The organism is Halomonas sp. BDJS001 (assembly GCF_026104355.1).
Lineage (GTDB): Bacteria > Pseudomonadota > Gammaproteobacteria > Pseudomonadales > Halomonadaceae > Vreelandella.
In genome coordinates, this window is the sequence record NZ_CP110535.1 from 3,736,625 (window position 1) to 3,754,412 (window position 17,788).

At 55.7% G+C, this 17,788-nt stretch carries 17 protein-coding genes; 10 read left to right on the forward strand and 7 right to left on the reverse strand.

The features are described from left to right. The first annotated feature begins 3 nt into the window (after positions 1-3). The 4 genes from OM794_RS17420 (at position 4) to tatC (ending at position 2,117) form a co-directional block, all read left to right on the forward strand. Positions 4-378: a phosphoribosyl-ATP diphosphatase gene (locus OM794_RS17420; RefSeq protein WP_211594671.1), complete on the forward strand. Its 375-nt coding sequence runs from the start codon at positions 4-6 to the stop codon at positions 376-378. A 153-nt stretch (positions 379-531) separates the two neighbouring features. Beyond that, complete coding sequence (tatA, locus tag OM794_RS17425; RefSeq protein ID WP_226250669.1) at positions 532-810, forward strand: Sec-independent protein translocase subunit TatA; 279 nt, start codon at positions 532-534, stop codon at positions 808-810. A 3-nt stretch (positions 811-813) separates the two neighbouring features. Then, on the forward strand, positions 814-1,329 hold the full coding sequence (gene tatB / locus OM794_RS17430) for a Sec-independent protein translocase protein TatB (RefSeq protein WP_226250670.1): 516 nt from the start codon (positions 814-816) through the stop codon (positions 1,327-1,329). Then, on the forward strand, positions 1,326-2,117 hold the full coding sequence (tatC, locus tag OM794_RS17435) for a twin-arginine translocase subunit TatC (RefSeq protein WP_226250671.1): 792 nt from the start codon (positions 1,326-1,328) through the stop codon (positions 2,115-2,117). The genes tatB and tatC overlap by 4 nt, the downstream gene beginning before the upstream one ends. Before the next feature lie 83 nt (positions 2,118-2,200). On the opposite strand, the gene elbB is transcribed toward tatC, so the two are convergent. Further along, a complete protein-coding gene (gene elbB / locus OM794_RS17440) occupies positions 2,201-2,860 on the reverse strand; it encodes an isoprenoid biosynthesis glyoxalase ElbB (RefSeq protein WP_226250672.1) in 660 nt (219 codons plus the stop codon). Positions 2,861-3,060: 200 nt separating this feature from the next. Between elbB and hemB the strand changes: the two genes are divergently transcribed. Both hemB and ppk1 read left to right on the forward strand, forming a co-directional pair. Beyond that, the gene (gene hemB / locus OM794_RS17445; protein WP_226250673.1) at positions 3,061-4,071 is read left to right on the forward strand and encodes a porphobilinogen synthase; all 1,011 of its coding nucleotides are present in this window, start codon (positions 3,061-3,063) and stop codon (positions 4,069-4,071) included. Positions 4,072-4,178: 107 nt separating this feature from the next. Continuing rightward, entirely contained in the window at positions 4,179-6,368 is a 2,190-nt protein-coding gene (ppk1, locus tag OM794_RS17450) for a polyphosphate kinase 1 (RefSeq protein WP_226250674.1), read from the forward strand. A gap of 58 nt (positions 6,369-6,426) precedes the next feature. Here ppk1 and metE read toward each other — a convergent pair whose 3' ends face one another. After that, a complete protein-coding gene (gene metE / locus OM794_RS17455) occupies positions 6,427-8,724 on the reverse strand; it encodes a 5-methyltetrahydropteroyltriglutamate--homocysteine S-methyltransferase (RefSeq protein ID WP_226250675.1) in 2,298 nt (765 codons plus the stop codon). A 115-nt stretch (positions 8,725-8,839) separates the two neighbouring features. Here metE and OM794_RS17460 point away from each other — a divergent pair, with 115 nt between their 5' ends. Beyond that, complete coding sequence (locus OM794_RS17460) at positions 8,840-9,778, forward strand: LysR family transcriptional regulator (RefSeq protein ID WP_226250676.1); 939 nt, start codon at positions 8,840-8,842, stop codon at positions 9,776-9,778. On the opposite strand, the gene OM794_RS17465 is transcribed toward OM794_RS17460, so the two are convergent. The 5 genes from OM794_RS17465 to OM794_RS17485 all read right to left on the reverse strand — a co-directional run bounded on the left by OM794_RS17465 (position 9,741) and on the right by OM794_RS17485 (position 14,798). Beyond that, positions 9,741-11,336 carry an ATP-binding protein gene (locus OM794_RS17465; RefSeq protein ID WP_226250677.1) on the reverse strand — a complete coding sequence of 532 codons (1,596 nt, stop codon included), beginning with the start codon at positions 11,334-11,336 and terminating at the stop codon, positions 9,741-9,743. The two genes, OM794_RS17460 and OM794_RS17465, sit on opposite strands and share 38 nt — an antisense overlap. A gap of 20 nt (positions 11,337-11,356) precedes the next feature. Next, positions 11,357-12,115, reverse strand: a complete 759-nt coding sequence (locus tag OM794_RS17470) for a response regulator (RefSeq protein WP_088699351.1) — start codon at positions 12,113-12,115, stop codon at positions 11,357-11,359. A 503-nt stretch (positions 12,116-12,618) separates the two neighbouring features. Next, positions 12,619-12,798: a PLDc N-terminal domain-containing protein gene (locus tag OM794_RS17475; protein WP_022522092.1), complete on the reverse strand. Its 180-nt coding sequence runs from the start codon at positions 12,796-12,798 to the stop codon at positions 12,619-12,621. A gap of 72 nt (positions 12,799-12,870) precedes the next feature. Beyond that, positions 12,871-13,398: a TIGR02281 family clan AA aspartic protease gene (locus OM794_RS17480; protein ID WP_226250678.1), complete on the reverse strand. Its 528-nt coding sequence runs from the start codon at positions 13,396-13,398 to the stop codon at positions 12,871-12,873. A gap of 8 nt (positions 13,399-13,406) precedes the next feature. Beyond that, positions 13,407-14,798: an MFS transporter gene (locus OM794_RS17485; protein ID WP_226250679.1), complete on the reverse strand. Its 1,392-nt coding sequence runs from the start codon at positions 14,796-14,798 to the stop codon at positions 13,407-13,409. Between the two features lie 205 nt (positions 14,799-15,003). On the opposite strand from OM794_RS17485, the gene OM794_RS17490 reads away from it, so the two are divergent. From OM794_RS17490 to OM794_RS17500, 3 genes are read left to right on the forward strand one after another with little or no spacing between them, the layout of a single operon-like run. Next, entirely contained in the window at positions 15,004-15,723 is a 720-nt protein-coding gene (locus OM794_RS17490; RefSeq protein WP_226250680.1) for a substrate-binding periplasmic protein, read from the forward strand. Positions 15,724-15,729: 6 nt separating this feature from the next. Further along, a complete protein-coding gene (locus OM794_RS17495) occupies positions 15,730-16,485 on the forward strand; it encodes a substrate-binding periplasmic protein (protein ID WP_226250681.1) in 756 nt (251 codons plus the stop codon). Further along, positions 16,482-17,768, forward strand: coding sequence for a GGDEF domain-containing protein (locus tag OM794_RS17500; protein ID WP_226250682.1), 1,287 nt, complete (start codon positions 16,482-16,484; stop codon positions 17,766-17,768). Before OM794_RS17495 ends, OM794_RS17500 begins: the two co-directional genes overlap by 4 nt. Positions 17,769-17,788 lie beyond the last annotated feature (20 nt).

Consider the following 17,788-nt stretch of genomic DNA (forward strand, 5'->3'; position numbering starts at 1 on the left):
CCCATGGACAGCAACGCATTCTCGGCTAACAATTCGACTAGCCATACCAATGTGCTGGATACGCTCAATGAGGTGTTAAAGCAGCGGCGCCATGCAGCGGCAGAAGAATCTTATGTTGCCTCCTTGCATCATAAGGGTTTGAACAAGATACTCGAAAAGGTGGGCGAGGAAGCAACAGAAACAGTGCTTGCGGCAAAAGATGCCGAGCATGGAAGCGAGGCCGAACGACAAGCGTTGATTTCTGAAACCGCCGACCTGTGGTTTCATAGTCTGGTGATGCTCTCACACCTGGGAATGGATCATCAGGCCGTTTTAGACGAACTGGCACGGCGCTTCGGTATTTCCGGACACGAGGAAAAAGCCGCCCGCCAGCCATAGTGGCTAAATAGGGCTATCGCATAGTGGTAACGCATGTGCTGTAGCCTGCTCCTAGCCATTGAGCTGGTATTTACCGGGTCAGTGGTTAAAGAGATAACGCTGAAATAGATAGCACTCAATAGATAGTTAATCTGCTCCCATGAGGAAACGCATATGTTAGGTGGCATTAGTATTTGGCAGTTGCTGATTGTACTGGGCATCATCATTCTGGTTTTCGGCACAAAAAAACTGCGTAACGTGGGTACCGACCTGGGTGGGGCGGTTAAGGGCTTCAAGAAAGCCATGCACGACGAAGAGAAAAGCAAAGAGGCTGATAAAGAAGACGCCGACCAACCCCATGCCAAAGTGAGCCATGAAGAGCCTGGCAACACTTATGACGTTCAAGCCGAAGAGAAACAGGCCGCGAGCGACCGCAACGAAGAGCGCAAATAAACCATGCTGGATATCGGCTTTCTTGAACTGATGCTGATTGGCATCGTCGGGCTGCTGGTGCTTGGCCCGGAACGGCTGCCCCGCGCCGCCCGTACGACAGGCATGTGGATTGGCAAAATTAAGCGCACGGTATCCGGTATGCAGCGTGAAATCAGCGCCCAGCTGGAAGCAGAAGAGCTGCGCCAAAAGCTCAATGAACAGCAGAAGAAGCTCGATGACAGTTTAAAGAAAGCCAAGCTGGACGTAGAGAGCATTGCCGATACCCCTGCCCGCTCTGATGCGGTGCCGCCCAATACGCCGCCCACCGAGGCGGCACAAAGCGACACGGAGCAGCGCGTTGCCAAGGCCAGCACCCGATTGGATGATGCCCTGCAAACGGTGCGTGAAGAAACGCCTCCGTCATCTTCCGCGCCCGCCGCATCAGCAGCGTCCTCCCGCCAGGCCGAACCGGAAGCGGATGCCCCAGAGTCGACGGCACTTAATAAGGCTGAATCTGAAAAGGATCGTAATCACCAATGAGTATGTCTGGCGATTCAAAGGAGCCGCGGGAAGAACAGAGCCAAGCCCCCCTTATTGAGCACCTGATAGAGCTACGCTCACGGCTAATGCGCGCCGTGATCGTGATTTTGGTGGTCTTTTTGGGCCTCTACGCCTTTGCCAATGATATCTATACATTTGTTGCCGAGCCCTTAATGGCGCTGCTGCCCGAAGGCTCGCAAATGATCGCCACTGAGGTCGCTTCGCCCTTCTTAGCGCCGTTTAAGCTCACCCTGGTGGTGGCGGTATTTATCGCTATCCCCTTCGTGCTGCATCAGGCCTGGGCGTTTATCGCGCCTGGGCTTTACGACAATGAAAAAGCACTGGCGATACCGATCCTGGTGTCGAGCATTGCGCTGTTCTACGGCGGCGCGGCGTTTGCCTACTACGTGGTTTTCCCGCTGCTATTTGAGTTCTTCACCCAAACCGGGCCGGAGAACGTCGCTGTCATGACCGACATAAACCAGTATTTGAACTTCGTTCTTAAACTGTTTTTTGCCTTTGGCGTAGCGTTCGAAATCCCTATTGCGACTTTTTTATTAATACAGTCGGGCGCCACCACGGTGGAAAGCCTGTCTAAAAAGCGTCCCTACATTATCTTGGGCTGCTTCGTGGTCGGTATGCTGCTAACGCCTCCGGATGTGATTTCTCAGAGCCTGCTGGCGATTCCGATGTACCTGCTTTACGAAGTCGGGCTGCTGTTTGGCCGCTTGGTGCGCAAGCGTAAAGAGGAGAAGGAGGCGGCTGAAGAGCAGGAGGCAGACCTCTAAACCCAGAACTCGCCACGTCGATACTTTAAAGCCGCCGTCATTCACAATGACGACGGCTTTTTCACTGCAGCACCGCAGCGAGCTTAATCCATCATTTCTGCAACGCGGTCTACCAGTTTGAAAATACCGGTCGCGGCTTCGCTGATACGCGTTGCCAGCATATACGCGGGTGTGGTGACCACGCGGTGCTCAAGATCCACCACGATATCTTCTACGCCGCAGCTACGGTGAAGGCCGCCCATGGCACTAATAGCCCCGGAAACCGCCGGGTCATTGCCCACCGTCACCGCAATGCCCTCATCCAATAGGCGGGGCACCAGGACGGGGGAAATACACATCAAACCAATCGGTTTGGCCTCCTCGCGAAACCCTACCAAGGCGGCTTTCAATGCATCCAGCACCTGCATACTGTCACCGGCACTGGCGAAGTCCGACAGGTTCTTGGCGACGCCAAAACCGCCGGGCACAATCACGGCGTCAAACTTGTCGGCATCTAACTCCTCCAGCGGGCTGATCTCTCCCCGCGCCAGTCGGGCAGACTCCAGCAGCACGTTACGCTGTTCACCCTCTACCACCTCTTGAGTGAGGTGATTAACCACATGGTGCTGCTCTATATCGGGGGCAAAACAGCGGTAACCGATCCCCAACTGATCCAAGCGCAGCAGCGTAAGCGTGGTCTCATATATTTCCGAACCATCGTAAACGCCGCAGCCGGCTAAAATCACTGCCACCTGTTTGGTCATTCTTATCTCCTTATCCCAGGGTCTGCCGAACGCAATACAGCAAAGCAATCGCTCACTTTAGTCAGTCTGTCGTATTGTCACAAGGCGGCTTTCGCCGCAAGGCATGGCTGATATACTCCCTCCAAGCCTTCGGGCATATTTATTTACTATCCTTAATGTTCACGTTACCTGATTTTTACGACGTCTAATGGAGAGCCTCCTTGAGTACACCCACTGCCCGTCATTTTCCCGCCACCCGCATGCGCCGCATGCGACGCGATGATTTCTCACGCCGGTTGATGCAGGAGAACAGCCTGACGCCGTCAGACCTCATCCTGCCGGTGTTCGTACTGGAAGGCGACAATCAACGTGAAGCCGTCGCCTCCATGCCCGGCGTCGAGCGGCTCTCTATCGACCTGTTGATCGAGCAAGCTCGCGAGGCATATTCGCTGGGCATCCCAGCGCTGGCCCTGTTTCCAGTGGTTGGCCCCGAGCACAAGAGTGAACTTGCCGAAGAGGCTTATAGCGCCAGCGGTCTGGTTCAGCGCAGTGTGCGCGCCCTCAAGGAAGCGCTGCCCGAACTAGGCATTATCACCGACGTGGCGCTGGATCCTTATACCAGCCACGGCCAGGACGGCATTCTTGACGAGCACGGCTACGTGCAGAATGACCGCACCGTGGATACGCTGCTCAAGCAGGCCCTCTCCCATGCAGAAGCCGGTGCCGACGTGGTCGCCCCTTCCGACATGATGGATGGGCGAATTGGCGCTATTCGTCGGGTGTTGGAGCAAGAACACCTGCATAACGTGCGTATTATGGCCTACAGCGCCAAATACGCCTCGCACTATTATGGCCCTTTCCGCGATGCGGTCGGTTCTGCGGCTAACTTGGGCAAAGCGGACAAGCGCACCTATCAAATGGATCCCGCTAATAGCGATGAAGCGCTGCACGAAGTGGCCATGGATATTTCCGAGGGCGCTGACATGGTGATGGTCAAGCCCGGCATGCCCTACTTGGATATCGTTCGCCGGGTGAAAAGTGAGTTACAGGTACCCACCTTCGCTTATCAAGTCAGCGGCGAGTACGCCATGCACCGCGCTGCCTTTGACAACGGCTGGTTGGAAGCGGCACCGGTTATCCTGGAGTCGTTGATGTGTTTCAAGCGGGCAGGCGCGGATGGCATTCTGACTTACTTTGCCCTCGACGCCGCGCGTTTACTTCAGCAACGCTAAGATGACAACCAGGTGACACCTATTTGTCATCTTCTCCCCGCATACTGCACTGATATACCAGTATCAGGCTATGATACCTTCGAGCTATCAACGCGGGGAGATCCACCATGGACGAGCAAGCATCAGATTCACTACCACTATCGTCTACTGATCACACCAGCAGCGACGGCGATATGCCACTACGGATCAATCGAACCCCGACCGGAGTTCAAGCGCGTGAAGTGCTGCCTGAAACGGATCTTGACGATACCCAGCTCTACTTTAATCGCGAGCTGTCGCACCTACAGTTCAATATCCGCGTGTTGGAACAGGCGTTAGACGACGCCCACCCGCTGCTCAACCGGTTAATGTTCCTGCTGATTTTCTCTTCCAACATGGATGAGTTTTTCGAAATCCGTGTGGCCGGCTTGAAGCACCAAATTGCCCTGGGCGACGACACCACCGCCGCCGATGGCCGCCTGCCCAAAGCGGTGCTGGCCGAGATCTCGCAACTGGCCCATGCCCAAATTGATCGCCAGTATCAGATACTCAACGACACCTTGTTACCCGCGCTGGAAACCCACGGGCTGCGTTTTCGGCGCCGCGATCAGTGGACTGATGCGCAGAAAGCCTGGGTCAAGGAGTTCTTCGATAACGAAATTATGCCCGTCATCAGCCCAATTGGGCTCGATCCCTCGCACCCCTTCCCTCGCTTAGTGAATAAAAGCCTCAACTTTATCGTTGAGCTGGAAGGCAAGGATGCCTTTGGCCGCGCCGGCGGAATGGCGATTCTACCCGCACCGCGTTCACTGCCGCGTCTGATGGCGCTGCCCAAAGAGATTTGCGAAGAGGTTTTTTCCGAGTATGTTTTTCTGTCATCAATGATTCATGCCCATGCCGAGGAGCTATTCCCCGGCATGAGCGTACGCGGCTGCTACCAGTTCCGACTGACCCGCAACGCGGATATGAGCGTTGACCCGGAGGAGGTCTCGGATCTTGCCTCAGCGCTGCGCGGTGAACTGCTGGCACGCCGCTACGGCAGCGGTGTACGCCTGGAGGTCGCCGACAGTTGCCCGGATGACTTAACCAACTTCCTGCTACGCCAGTTTGAGCTCGAGAGCGACGACCTGTATCGCGTCAAAGGGCCGGTCAACCTGACGCGCATGATGTCGGTGCTGGGCGACGTGGATCGCCCCGAGCTGCTCTATCGGCCGTTTACCCCCAGCATTCCCAAAGCGCTCAAAGCGGGTAGCCTGTTTGACGCTATCGCCAAGAACGACATTCTGCTCCATCACCCCTTCCAGTCGTTTACGCCAATCGAAGACTTGCTGCGCGAAGCCGCCCGCGACCCCCATGTACTGGCAGTAAAACAGACCCTTTACCGCACCGGCTCAGACTCGGCCATTGTGAATGCTCTGGTAGAAGCAGCCAGTCAGGGAAAAGAAGTCACGGTGGTCATTGAGCTGCGTGCGCGCTTCGATGAGGCCGACAATCTACAGCTCGCTTCACGCCTGCAGGAAGCGGGCGCCATCGTTGTTTACGGCATTATGGCCTACAAAACCCACGCCAAAATGCTCCACATTGTGCGCCGAGAAAAGGGCGAACTGTGCTACTACGCTCACCTGGGCACCGGCAACTACCACGCCAAGACAGCCAAGCTATATACCGATTACAGCCTGCTGACTGCCAACAAAGCGCTATGTGCGGATGTGCATAAAGTCTTTCAGCAGCTTTCGGGGATGGGCCGGGCACGCAAAATCGACACGCTGTTGCACGCCCCCTTCACGCTACATGAGCGACTGGTGGAAATGATCGACCGGGAAGCGCAGATAGCGCGCAAGGGTAAGCGTGGGCATATCATCATTAAGTGCAACTCATTAACCGAACCCAAGCTAATCAAAGCGCTCTACCGGGCCTCCCAGGCGGGAGTCGAGTGCGACTTGATTATTCGCGGCATGTGCTGTTTGAAGCCAGGCGTACCGGGGGTGTCCGACAATATTCGCGTACGCTCGATTATTGGCCGCCTGCTGGAGCATACCCGGGTGTTCCACTTCCACAATGACGGCAAGTCAGAGACCTGGTGCTCTAGCGCGGACTTTATGTCGCGCAATATGTTCCACCGTGTGGAGACCTGCTTTCCGCTGCTGGATAAGAAGCTCGCTACCCGGGTGCGTAAAGACCTGGAGACGTACCTGGTGGATAACTGCCAAAGCTGGCTACTCCAGACCGACGGCAGCTATCAACTACAAGACCCAGGTGATGCTGACGCGATCAGTGCCCAGGAAACCCTGCTCTACGCCTATGCGTCTAAAAGCTAGGCATCGAACATACACCTAAACATAAAAAACCCCGCGCTTTGAACTGCACCTCTAACCGTTATGCATAGCGCTGGCGGAGTGCCTTGGCGGCTTCCACCATATTGGCCAGCGCGGGCTCTACTTCCGCCCAGTTGCGCGTTTTTAGACCGCAGTCCGGGTTGATCCATAGCCGTTCGGCGGGGATCTTCTCCAGCGCTTTCTCCATCAAATCGACCATCCAGCTCACCTCGGGAATATTCGGGGTGTGGATATCGTAAACCCCTGGGCCAATTTCGTTGGGATAAGCGAAGTCCTGAAAAGCATCCAGCAGGTGCATATCAGAACGCGACGTTTCGATGGTGATCACATCGGCATCCAGTGCGGCAATCGCGCCCATGATATCGTTGAACTCCGAGTAACACATATGGGTATGAATCTGGGTGGCGTTGGCCACCCCTGCGGCGCTTAGCTGGAAGCTCTCCACTGCCCACTCAAGGTATGCCTGCCACTCATGCTGGCGAAGCGGCAGTCCTTCACGCAGCGCAGGTTCGTCGATTTGAATAATCTTGATCCCGGCTTTTTCCAGATCCAGCACCTCATCGCGCAGTGCCAGGGCAATCTGGCGGCAGGTGGTTTCCCGTGGCTGGTCATCACGCACAAACGACCACTGTAGAATCGTCACCGGCCCGGTCAGCATGCCCTTCATGGGTTTGTCGGTCAGGGTTTGGGCGTACTCGCTCCAGCGCACCGTCATCGGTGCCGGGCGGGAAACATCACCAAAAATCACCGGCGGCTTCACGCAGCGAGAACCGTAGCTCTGCACCCAGCCAAAGCGGGTAAAGGCAAACCCTTCGAGCTGCTCGCCAAAGTACTCCACCATGTCGTTACGTTCGGCTTCACCGTGCACCGGCACGTCGATATCCAAGGCTTGCTGGCGCTCAACGGCGTAGGCAATCTCGGCCTGCATGCGGGCTTCGTAGTCGGCTGGTGCCAGCTCACCGGCTTTAAAGGCGCGCCGGGCGGCCCGAATCTCGTCGGTTTGCGGGAAAGAGCCAATCGTCGTGGAGGGAAATAGCGGCAGCTTAAGCGCCCGCCGCTGAGCTTCAGCGCGAACGGGGTAAGGTGCCTGACGCTGGCTATCGGCGGGGCGAAGCGCCGCCAAACGCTCACTGACCACCGCTTGGTGAATGCGGGTTGACTCACGCCGAGCATCCAAGGCGCGAGTGGCCTGATCCAGGCGCTGCTCATCAACAGGCGTGGCGCGGTTATCGATCAAGCGGGCCAGGGTCATCACCTCGTCTAGCTTCTGCCGTGCGAAGGCCAGCCAACCGATTAGCTCATCACCGAGCTCTGTTTCCTGCGCCAAGTCCACCGGCACATGCAGCAGCGAGCAGCTTGGCGCCAACCAGAGCCGCTGGCCCAGGCGCACTTTTAACGGCAGCAGGCGTTCACGCAAGGCAGCCAAATCGGCCCGCCAAATGTTGCGGCCATCAACAAACCCCACCGATAACACCTGATGGGGGCCAAGGCGATCAATCACACTTTCCACCTGCTGGGGAGCGCGCACGGCATCAATGTGCAAACCCGCCACAGGCAGCCGGGTCGCTAACGATAGGTTATCGCCCAAGCCGCCGAAGTAAGTGGCTAGCAATAGCTTTAGCGGGGCAGACTGAAGGCGGTGGTAAGCACGCTCATAGGCCTGCTGCCACGCCAGCGGCAAGTCCTGCACCAAGGCAGGCTCATCCAGCTGCACCCACTCAATACCTTGAGTGGCGAGCCGCGCTAATATTTCGCCATATACGTCGAGCACGCTATCGAGTAGCGTCAGGCGGTCAAAAGCACCACCTTTGGTTTTGCCGAGCCACAGCCAAGTCAACGGCCCCGTCAGCGTTACTTTTGGGGTAAACCCCGCACGTAACGCTTCATCCACTTCATCAAACAGGCGGTTGGAGGCCAGGGTAAAGGTTTGCCCATCATGCAGTTCGGGCACCAGGTAGTGGTAGTTAGTATCGAAATACTTCGTCATTTCACAGGCCGCGGCTTGTTCACCGCTGGGCGCTCTCCCCCGGGCCATACGAAAGATGGTGTCGAGATCCACGTCGCCACCTACCATTTCATTTTGCGCGTTAAAGCGTGAAGGCACCGCCCCCAGTGCCACTGAAACGTTAAGCACTTGATCGTAAAATGCGAAATCGCCCACGCTAACGAAATCCAGCCCCGCGTCCTGCTGCGCCTGCCAGTGACGTAAACGCAGCTCGCGGCCGGTGCTTTCAAGCTCGCTACGCGTGCACTCGCCTCTCCAGTACGCTTCAGTGGCTTTTTTTAGCTCGCGCTGAGCGCCAATGCGGGGATAGCCTAGAATATGAGAAACTGTCATGATGAACCCTAACAACGTGAATAATTCCACACAGTCTGGGCATCACGCACCAATGAATCAAACTAAAGTTTTTAATACCAAATATGAAAAATATTCATAATTATTGAGCAATGACATGATTGAGCTACGACACCTCCGCACCCTACTGGCGCTGCGCGAAACCGGCTCCCTGGTCGATGCCGCCGAACGCGTGCATTTGACTCAATCGGCGCTTTCACACCAGCTCAAAGATCTTGAGAGCCGAGTAGACAGTGCGCTGTTTGTGCGCAAAACCCGTCCGGTGGAGTTCACCCGCGCGGGGCTTCGACTACTCGCCCTGGCCGACCAGATACTGCCTGAAGTACGCAAGGCGGAGCGTGATCTGGCGCGCCTGGCAGGCACCGAGCAGGGGCGGTTGCATATGGCCATCGAGTGTCACAGCTGCTTTCAGTGGCTGATGCCCACGGTGGACTATTTTCGCGATCACTGGCCGGAAGTGGAAATTGACATTCCCAGCGGTCACCACTTCGACCCGCTTCCGGCGCTTGCCCGCGAGCAGCTGGATCTGGTGATCACCGCCGACCCTCAACCTCTTGAGGGGATTCACTACGCCCCGCTATTTCGCTATGAAGGGCTACTCGCCGTCGCCCGGCAACACCCCTTTGCAGGTCGGGGCTTTATAGCACCACAGGCGCTGGCCGAGGAGACGTTAATCACTTACCCCGTTGAGCAGTCGCGGCTGGATATTTTCACCCAGTTTTTGCAGCCGGCGAATGTGCACCCTCGGGAGATTCGCACCGCCGAATTGACGATTATGATGATGCAGCTGGTGGCCAGCGGCCGTGGCGTGTGTGCGCTACCCAACTGGGCACTCACTGAGTACTTGGAGCGCGATTACGTGAGCGCGGTAAAGCTAGGTGAGTATGGGGTATGGAGCACGCTGTATGCGGCTATCCGCGAGGAGACACGCGAAGCGCCGTGGATGCAGGATTTCTTGCGCACTGCGCGGGAGACCTCCTTTGCAGTACTCACCGGCGTTAAGCCGGCGGATCGCGACGGGGAACCAGCAGCGTAAAGCGCGCGCCGCCCAAGGTCGGACTGGTATCGATGGTCACGCTACCACCGTGCCCGGCCATAATTTTCTGCACTATCGAAAGCCCTAACCCGTAGCCGCCGGAACTACGGGCCCGGCTATCATCCAGCCGGGCAAAAGGCTTGAAGATATCCGCCCGCGCTTCAGGGGGAATGCCGGGGCCGTCGTCTTCAACATCGATACGCACCAAATTGGGCTCATCCCAGAGTTGAATCACCACCTGGGACTTGGCATGGCGACAGGCGTTGCCCACCAGGTTCTGCACCGCGCGTTGAAGATAGCGCGGCTCCGCCAGCAGTTCGATTTCAGATCCTGGCGCAAGCACCAGCGCTAGCCCCTTATGCAGCGGCGACAGCGTATCAATCACCCGTTCCGCCATGGCTCGGCACTCTACCAGCGCCGTTTCAAGCTCAGCGCCGTTAACCGTTTCTCCACCCAGGCGGGCATAGGTAAGAATTTCATCAACCAGTTCATCAAGTTCAGCAATATCCGCATCGATACCCTGTAGCTGACGACGAATAGCGGGCTGATCAGTCATATCCTCGACCATCTGCACGGCAAAGCGAATGCGCGCAACCGGGGTGCGCAGCTCGTGGGAAACCGCCCGAATCATCTCTTGCTGGCCACGCAGCAGGCTCTGCACCTGATTGGCCATGCCGTTAAAGGCCATGCCCAAACGGCCTAAAAAGTCGCCGCTCTCTACTTTTACCCGGGTTTCCAGGCGGCCACTGGCGATCCTGGTGGCGGCCAGCTCCAGCCGCGCCATGCGCGCTTCAATGCTACGCATAATCAAATAGATGATCAGACTGAGAACGATCATCAGCCCCACCAGAAGCGGTAAGTGCAAATTGAGTGGCAGCGTATCCCCGCGGGAAATAGGCCCCGCTTGCAGCCATTCTTGCTCGCCCGGCAATTGATAGAGCAGCGTAATTGACAGCTTATCGGAGACGAGCTGAGTGATAACGTTGCCGCTGGCCAGTTGAGCCTGCTGCGCCGTCGTTAGCCCTTCAGGCAGAGAAGACAACCGCTGCAGCGGCCAACTCCCGGAACGCAACTGGGCAATGCGGCCATCACGCTCTTCCGCTGGCGCTGCTGCGAGCCACTCGCCAAGCAGCTCTATGCTGCCATGCCACTGGTGCTCACTCCAGTCGTCTAGGCGTGCTTGCAGCAGCCAGGTATCCCCGGGCAGGCGCTGTTGCAACAACCAGGGTTTTTCGGCGACCAGTATTCTGCCTTGCTCCAACCGTGAGCGCTCAAAATAGCCTAAATCCGCCTCGTTAATGGGCTCTAGAGTCAGTTGCAAATCGAGCTGCTCTGAAAAGTGCTCAAGCAAAGCACTTCGCTGCTCTACCGACGTATCGGCTAGCCGTTGTGTCATCAGCGACATGGGGAGCGCAGCGAGTTGCTCACGGTAGTCTTCGCGGCGCACCTGTTCAATAAAGGAGCGCCCCATCAAGGCGATCACAAACACCACCAGTAGCGCGATGCCCAGCAACAAATAGAAGCGTAAAAACGAGCCGTTACTGAGCACCCGCCGCATGATGCTGTCCCTCTGAATGATCAACTGTCTTTAACGAAGAGATAACCTTTACTGCGCACGGTCTTGATCCGGTGAGGCTGGTTAGGATCATCGCCAATTTTAGGCCGAATGCGCGATACGCGGACATCAATAGAGCGGTCTTGACCATCGTACTTAATGCCCCGTAGGTCGCTGAATATCTCTTCACGGGTAAGCACGCGGCCTGCGTTACGACCCAGAAGCCAGAGCAGGTCGAATTCGGCACTGGTTAAGTCAATACGCTCACCCGAGAGCCAGGCTTCACGAGTCGCGTTATCGATCTCCAGGTTTTCAAAACGCAGCCGCATTTCGCCGTCCGGGGCAGGCCCGTCGGCGCGGCGCAGTAGCGCGCGCATGCGAGCCAGCAATACCCGCGGCTGAACCGGCTTCGGCACATAGTCGTCGGCGCCCATTTCGAGCCCCAGAACCTGATCAAGATCGTCGGTGCGCGCAGTCAGCATCATGATTGGGCCGGCAAAATTGGGTCTAACGCGGCGGCAAATCGCCAGACCGTCCTCCCCTGGCAGCATTAAGTCCAGGATCACCAGATCAGGCTGCAGGGTTAAAATACGGTCAACCCCTTTAGCACCGTCTGCTTCCAGCGTTACTTGGAAGCCGTTCGCTTCCAAGTAATCACGGGTAAGCTCGGCCAGACGCTGGTCATCTTCGATGATCAAAACATGATCTTGATCGGGATAGTCAGGCGTTACAGACTCTTGCGTCTCAAGCGCCTGAAATTGCTGTTCCAAATGATCTACCATCCTCTTTATGCACTCCGCTTAGGCTGTTTATTTTTTCACCCGCTCATCCAATACCAACGCAGGTGCCCCATGATTGGCACTCAGGATAACTCAAAACCACCAAAACACCCGCTTCTGTCGTTACAATTGCGCGTATTGGTGAGTGCGTGTGGCCAGACACTTGATTCTTCCTTAACCGGGGACTAATGTGTAAACGCTAACTGTCGACAATTTGACAGGGGGAGCCTGCCATGGGAAGTAGCAAAACGAAAAGTGTTATAAAACGTGTTTACGTTCCAGCCCAAGTACGCGACCTGCCCAATGGGGAGAAGTTAAAAATCCCGGGGCATTATAAGGCGCCGCCTGGGGAAGGAAACGACACCATTGAATAATGTTTGATTAAGTATATCTACTGCTAAAGCATATTAAAAAGGCAGACCATTCGTGGCCTGCCTTTTTTCTTCACTACAGGTTTTGACGCAATTACACGAGGCGCGCTTTTCAGCAGCGTTGCTTTTCAGCGCCTACCCTTTGGGCCCAAACAGAAACCATGCAATTAAGCCAACTAACGGGAAAAACAGTAGCACCAGAATCCATATCAGCTTCGCAAGACCGCCAGCCCCGCTTTTGGCCACTTTAACAATGGCCCAAATCACAATAATGAGCCAAATTAGTCCTAATAATCCACCTACTTCAATGCCCATAGCAACTCCTTAGCGTGTTGGCACTCGTATCAACTTAGACAATCATATCAGTGGCACATTCACAAGCTGAACTCACTGCTCGGGAAGGCTCAACACCATCTCACCTGCCTGTATTTCTATCGACAATAAACTCAGAAAGCTCATGCCGAGTAGGACAGTGTCGCGCTCCATGCCAGGGCTGATAGACCCCTGCACATTCTGCACTTTTAGCCCGCCGAGGGAAACCTCATCAAGCTCCGTTAAGGCACCTTCCACTCGGCCGTTGGCGGTGTTGAACCAAGCGCTACGCCCAGGCTCAAGGCCTAACTCGCTTGCCAAATCGGCCGGTATGGCGACATAGGTGGCGCCAGTGTCTAGCAAAAAGGTCACCGGCGTGCCATTGATGCTTCCCGGCGCCTCAAAATGCCCGGCCCGGTTACGCTTCAGGGTAACGGGCTCTCCCGCAGGCAAGGTCTGCACAATATTGGCGTTGGGGCGCATCATCTTTTCCAGGCCACCGTGAATCCACCAAGTCCCCACTGCCATTAACAGCACCCAAAACAGCAGCATCATAACGATGCCGCCACGCTGGGACACTTGACCTGCCTTATGCGTTGCCATACGCCACCTCACTGAGGTAAAGATGCCTCGTTAGCGTTATTATTGTTGGTATGACGGTTGGTTTCCCAGGCGAGGGCCGCTTCACGGCCACGGCGCTCGTTGACCCTGGCGCAAATCAGCATCGCGATAACGAACAGGGCAACACATAATAGAATAGACGCTTGCAAGCCAACCAGCGTCTGTAATATCCCCAGCATAACGATGCCCAACACCCCCGCTAGTTTATTCGCCAGCCCCCAGAAACCGAAAAACTCTGCTGATTTAGCCAAGGGTGAAAACAGTCCCACCAGCGCCCTGCTGGCGGATTGACTAGATCCCAGGCTAAGCCCCGCCAGGCAGCCGACCACCAGAAATACGTGCTGGGCCTGCCACTGCAGTTCAAAATGACCGTTTATCCACTGAGTCACCTCCGGCGTTGCCCAGATCGCAATAATCGCCACTACCCACAGCGCCAACGTCATTTGGTACGTTCGCTTGGCCCCCAGCTGATCCTGGATCCAGCCGAACCCCAGCGCTCCCGCCGCCGCGGTGATTTGAACAATAATAAACATGATATTACGTACGCTCTCATCCCAGCCGATCACTTGAGCGCCATAAATAAAGGCGAATGCGATGATGATGTAGACACCGGCCATCGAGAACAGCAGTGAAACCAAAAACACGGTCAGATCTTTAAAGTAGCGCAACTCGTGAAAAGTGGTTGCGACACGATTCAGCGCGATATGCCGATAAGAGACACCGCGGGGCTGGGGCTTGCCGCGCTCTTTCAACCATAAAAAGGTAGGAATGGCAGTAATCAGGAAAAAGCCTGCCGCAAAGGGCCCCACCCAGCGGATGCGCTCAAAGTTATCCGCGCTGGCCTCGCCGAGCACGACCAGGGTGAAGCCCGCCGCGAACAGCCCGCCGATGTAGCCTAACGACCAGCCAAACCCGGAAATTTTGCCCAGCGACTGGGGCGGTCCAAGCTCGGGCAAAAAAGAGGCTATAAATGATTCGCCCATTGAGTAAGCGTAATTAGATAGCACTATCAGTAACAGCCCGGTAATAACGTAGCCCGGTTCAACGAAGTAAAGCATTGCTGTGGTGACGACAGTAGCCAGGTAGCTAATCAGCAGAAAGCGCTTTTTCTCCGCCCGGTAATCCATCACGGCGCCGCATAGTGGTGCTGAGATCACCACCATCAAATAGCTAACCGCCAGGGCCAAGCTCCATAAGAAGTTGGCAAGCCGGAAGTTATCGCCGCGATCCCCCACAATGACGGTGGTAAACAGCTCACCAAATACCACAGTGATAATCAGTAGCGTGTAGGCTTGGTTGGCAAAATCAAACATTGCCCAGCCGAATATTTCGCGACGCGATGCGTAGCCATCCGTCGTCTTAACAGAGTTAGCAGACAACATTGATTTTCTCTCACAGGGGAAGCCGTAAGCCTAGCAGGTGGAACCCGTAAGACGCCACGGCTTGCGTTGGCAGAATAGAGGTGACAGCCGACCAGCGTTGCTCTAAGTTTGGTTGATTGACAAGTAATATGGATAGACTGCGATGGAGTTAGTCCAGACATCTCCACGGCGATTATATCGACAACTGTTAAACAGGCTGTTGGCCGTGCTGTGCCTCTGGCTGGCAAGCGTTGCAAACGTGCAGGCTGATGCGCCCAATACATTGGCGCCATTAACCTTCATTACTGAAGAGTACCCACCCTACAACTATCTCGATAATCAGCAATTAACCGGGGTATCAATTGATTTATTGGAGGCTATTTTTGCAGCCACCGACACCCCTCTTAGCCGTCATGACGTCCGTTACTACCCCTGGATCCGCGGCTATGAGCTAGCGCTAAGCCAGCCTAACACAGTGCTGTTTTCCACTACCCGCACGCCGGCAAGGGAAGACAGTTTCCACTGGGTGGGGCCGATTGCCCAAGACCAGGTCGTGCTGCTTGCCCACCGGGACGCACCGATTGCGATCGATGCGTTGTCACAGGCGATTGATCGCGACCTGACCGTGGCGGTCATTAGGGAAGATATTGGCGCCCAGGCGCTATTGGAGGCAGGCTACCCTGAACGCCTACTGGTACCGGCCATTGATAACCGCAGCGCGCTCAGTATGCTCACCCGCGGGCGAGTTGACCTGTGGGCTTACAGTGCAGATGTAGCTGCCTGGATAGCAGAATCGGAAGGTTATTCTAGCGATAGTTTAATTCCGATACACACACTCAGCGAATCTTCGCTATACTTTGCCATTAACCAAGCCACTGACCGACGCTTGGTAACGCTGATGCAGCAGGCATTAGACAGGGTGCTAGCGGAACGGCCCCAGAGGTAGCTGACGATGGCTAATCAGGTAACCCACCGATGGCAGTACCGTATGGCTATTGCGCTACTCACCGCTATCGGCAGTTGCTCACTGTCCCTGCACGCGATGCCACTAGCGGCTATGCCAAATCAAGCCCTGCCGCTAACGATCAATACCGAAGAGTACCCCCCGTTCAACTATACGGACGGCCAGGGGCAAATTATTGGCAGCGCAACGCTGTTGCTACGTCATGCGCTAAGCCGGGCAGACATTGATGCGCATTTTCGGTTACTGCCTTGGGCACGCGCTTACACCGAAGCACGCTTACGCGACTATCACTGCGTCTACTCCACGACGCGCACTCCAGAACGTGAAGCGCTGTTTCACTGGGTAGGGCCGCTGGTGGTTAATGAGTGGGCTGCGTTTAGTTTAGCCGAGCGCGGTCTCAGCATTGCTTCACTTTCAGGGCTAGACGGTTGGCGAGTGGGTAGTTTTCGCGAGGATGCCGTAGGCGATTATGTCGCCTCTCGTGGCATTAATGTTCTACGTGCTCCCTCGGAGCGAGAAAATATCCTGCGTTTAGAGGCGGGCCTGCTTGATGTGATTGTGACAGGCAAAGCAACCGGTGAATTTATGGCACAAGAACAACACATCGCGCTAACGCACTTATTTACCTTTTACCGCGCACCGCTTTATCTCGCCTGCCATCCCAGTGTGCCAGAAGCACTGCTGGCGCGGCTGCAAACGCAGTTGAATGCCCTGCACCGCGAAATGCAGGAGGAGAGCCAGTGACCCCGCCTCGCCCACGTTTTTTGCTCTCGGCCCCCGCTCCTAAAAAAGGCAGTCTGACCAGTAAGCAAGCGCTACTCACCCTGCTGGTCGCTATGCTGATTAGCGCCGTAGCGGGCAGTATTGAACTACTCAGCCACGCCTCCAACATACGCCAGGAAACCGAGCAGCGCATTACCCATCAACTGGCCATAGTCAACGGAGCCGCAGCAGAAGCCGCTTTCCAGCTTAACCCTGACCTCGCCCACCAAATCGCCTATGGGCTATTTAATGCTGACGAGGTCGCATGGGTATCGATTCGTGACGATTTTGGGCGCGCGCTAGCTGAATTTGAGAGGCCCAGACAGGCTGCTTCGACTTGGCTCAGCCAGTATTTATTTGGCGATATAGTGCACTACCAAACGTCACTCGCCTATTACATGGGCAGCGATATGCCGGAAGCAGTCGTCGGCGAAATTGAATTAATGCTGTCAGAAGGCTACTTAACCCAGCAGTTCCTGGCGCGTATTTACAGGGTGGTCGGGGTAAGTATTTTAGAAGCGTTTATTTTAAGCATCGTCGTGATCGCTTTTTTTCATCTATTTATTACACGCCCACTGCTCAAGGTACACGCTGCTATTGCCCAAACCGATACCAATCGCCCCGGCCAGTGGCCCAAGCCCATGCTGCGCGGTCATCAGGATGATGAATTAGGGCATCTGGTGGATAGCTTGGATCATTTGTTAAATGCGTTCCAGCAAGGTTTGGAGCAGCGCGATCAACTCCACCACCTCTCCAATATGGATGGCTTAACCGGCGTGGCAAACCGCCGCCAATTTGACGAGTTTTATCAACGTCACTGGCACCTGGCACAGCAAAACCAACAGCCACTATCGGTGATTTTTATCGATATCGATAACTTCAAAGAGTTTAACGATCACTATGGACATGCCATGGGTGACGATACCCTGCGCGCCGTTGCTAAAGCGCTCAATCAGTGTATTGAGCCCACCAGAGATCTGCTCGCCCGCTACGGTGGTGAAGAGTTTGTTTGTGTGCTGCCAGGTCAGGATCATGACGACGCCGTGAGCGTCGCCAACTGTTTGCGCAAGGCGGTGCTGTCGCTCGCCATTCCCCACGCTTTTTCCAGCACCCACACAGACCTCACCGTTAGTATGGGCGTTGCCAGCATGTCGCCCGGCTATTCAATCAGCGCTGAAACGCTGATTGAACGCGCCGACCAGCACCTGTACAACGCCAAACGACTTGGTCGTAACCGCGTAGAGACACGCAAACGCCTGGCATGAAAGCCGGACGTTAAGCACTT

Excerpts from the sequence above, each read along its gene's own strand:
- OM794_RS17470 (WP_088699351.1), bottom strand. The coding sequence starts at position 12,115 with ATGGTAGATCATTTGGAACAGCAATTTCAGGCGCTTGAGACGCAAGAG.
- OM794_RS17460 (WP_226250676.1), top strand. The coding sequence starts at position 8,840 with ATGATTGAGCTACGACACCTCCGCACCCTACTGGCGCTGCGCGAAACC.
- tatC (WP_226250671.1), top strand. The coding sequence starts at position 1,326 with ATGAGTATGTCTGGCGATTCAAAGGAGCCGCGGGAAGAACAGAGCCAA.
- tatA (WP_226250669.1), top strand. The coding sequence starts at position 532 with ATGTTAGGTGGCATTAGTATTTGGCAGTTGCTGATTGTACTGGGCATC.
- metE (WP_226250675.1), bottom strand. The coding sequence starts at position 8,724 with ATGACAGTTTCTCATATTCTAGGCTATCCCCGCATTGGCGCTCAGCGC.
- ppk1 (WP_226250674.1), top strand. The coding sequence starts at position 4,179 with ATGGACGAGCAAGCATCAGATTCACTACCACTATCGTCTACTGATCAC.
- OM794_RS17475 (WP_022522092.1), bottom strand. The coding sequence starts at position 12,798 with ATGGGCATTGAAGTAGGTGGATTATTAGGACTAATTTGGCTCATTATT.
- OM794_RS17495 (WP_226250681.1), top strand. The coding sequence starts at position 15,730 with ATGGCTAATCAGGTAACCCACCGATGGCAGTACCGTATGGCTATTGCG.
- tatB (WP_226250670.1), top strand. The coding sequence starts at position 814 with ATGCTGGATATCGGCTTTCTTGAACTGATGCTGATTGGCATCGTCGGG.
- OM794_RS17420 (WP_211594671.1), top strand. The coding sequence starts at position 4 with ATGGACAGCAACGCATTCTCGGCTAACAATTCGACTAGCCATACCAAT.
- elbB (WP_226250672.1), bottom strand. The coding sequence starts at position 2,860 with ATGACCAAACAGGTGGCAGTGATTTTAGCCGGCTGCGGCGTTTACGAT.
- OM794_RS17480 (WP_226250678.1), bottom strand. The coding sequence starts at position 13,398 with ATGGCAACGCATAAGGCAGGTCAAGTGTCCCAGCGTGGCGGCATCGTT.
- OM794_RS17485 (WP_226250679.1), bottom strand. The coding sequence starts at position 14,798 with ATGTTGTCTGCTAACTCTGTTAAGACGACGGATGGCTACGCATCGCGT.
- OM794_RS17465 (WP_226250677.1), bottom strand. The coding sequence starts at position 11,336 with ATGCGGCGGGTGCTCAGTAACGGCTCGTTTTTACGCTTCTATTTGTTG.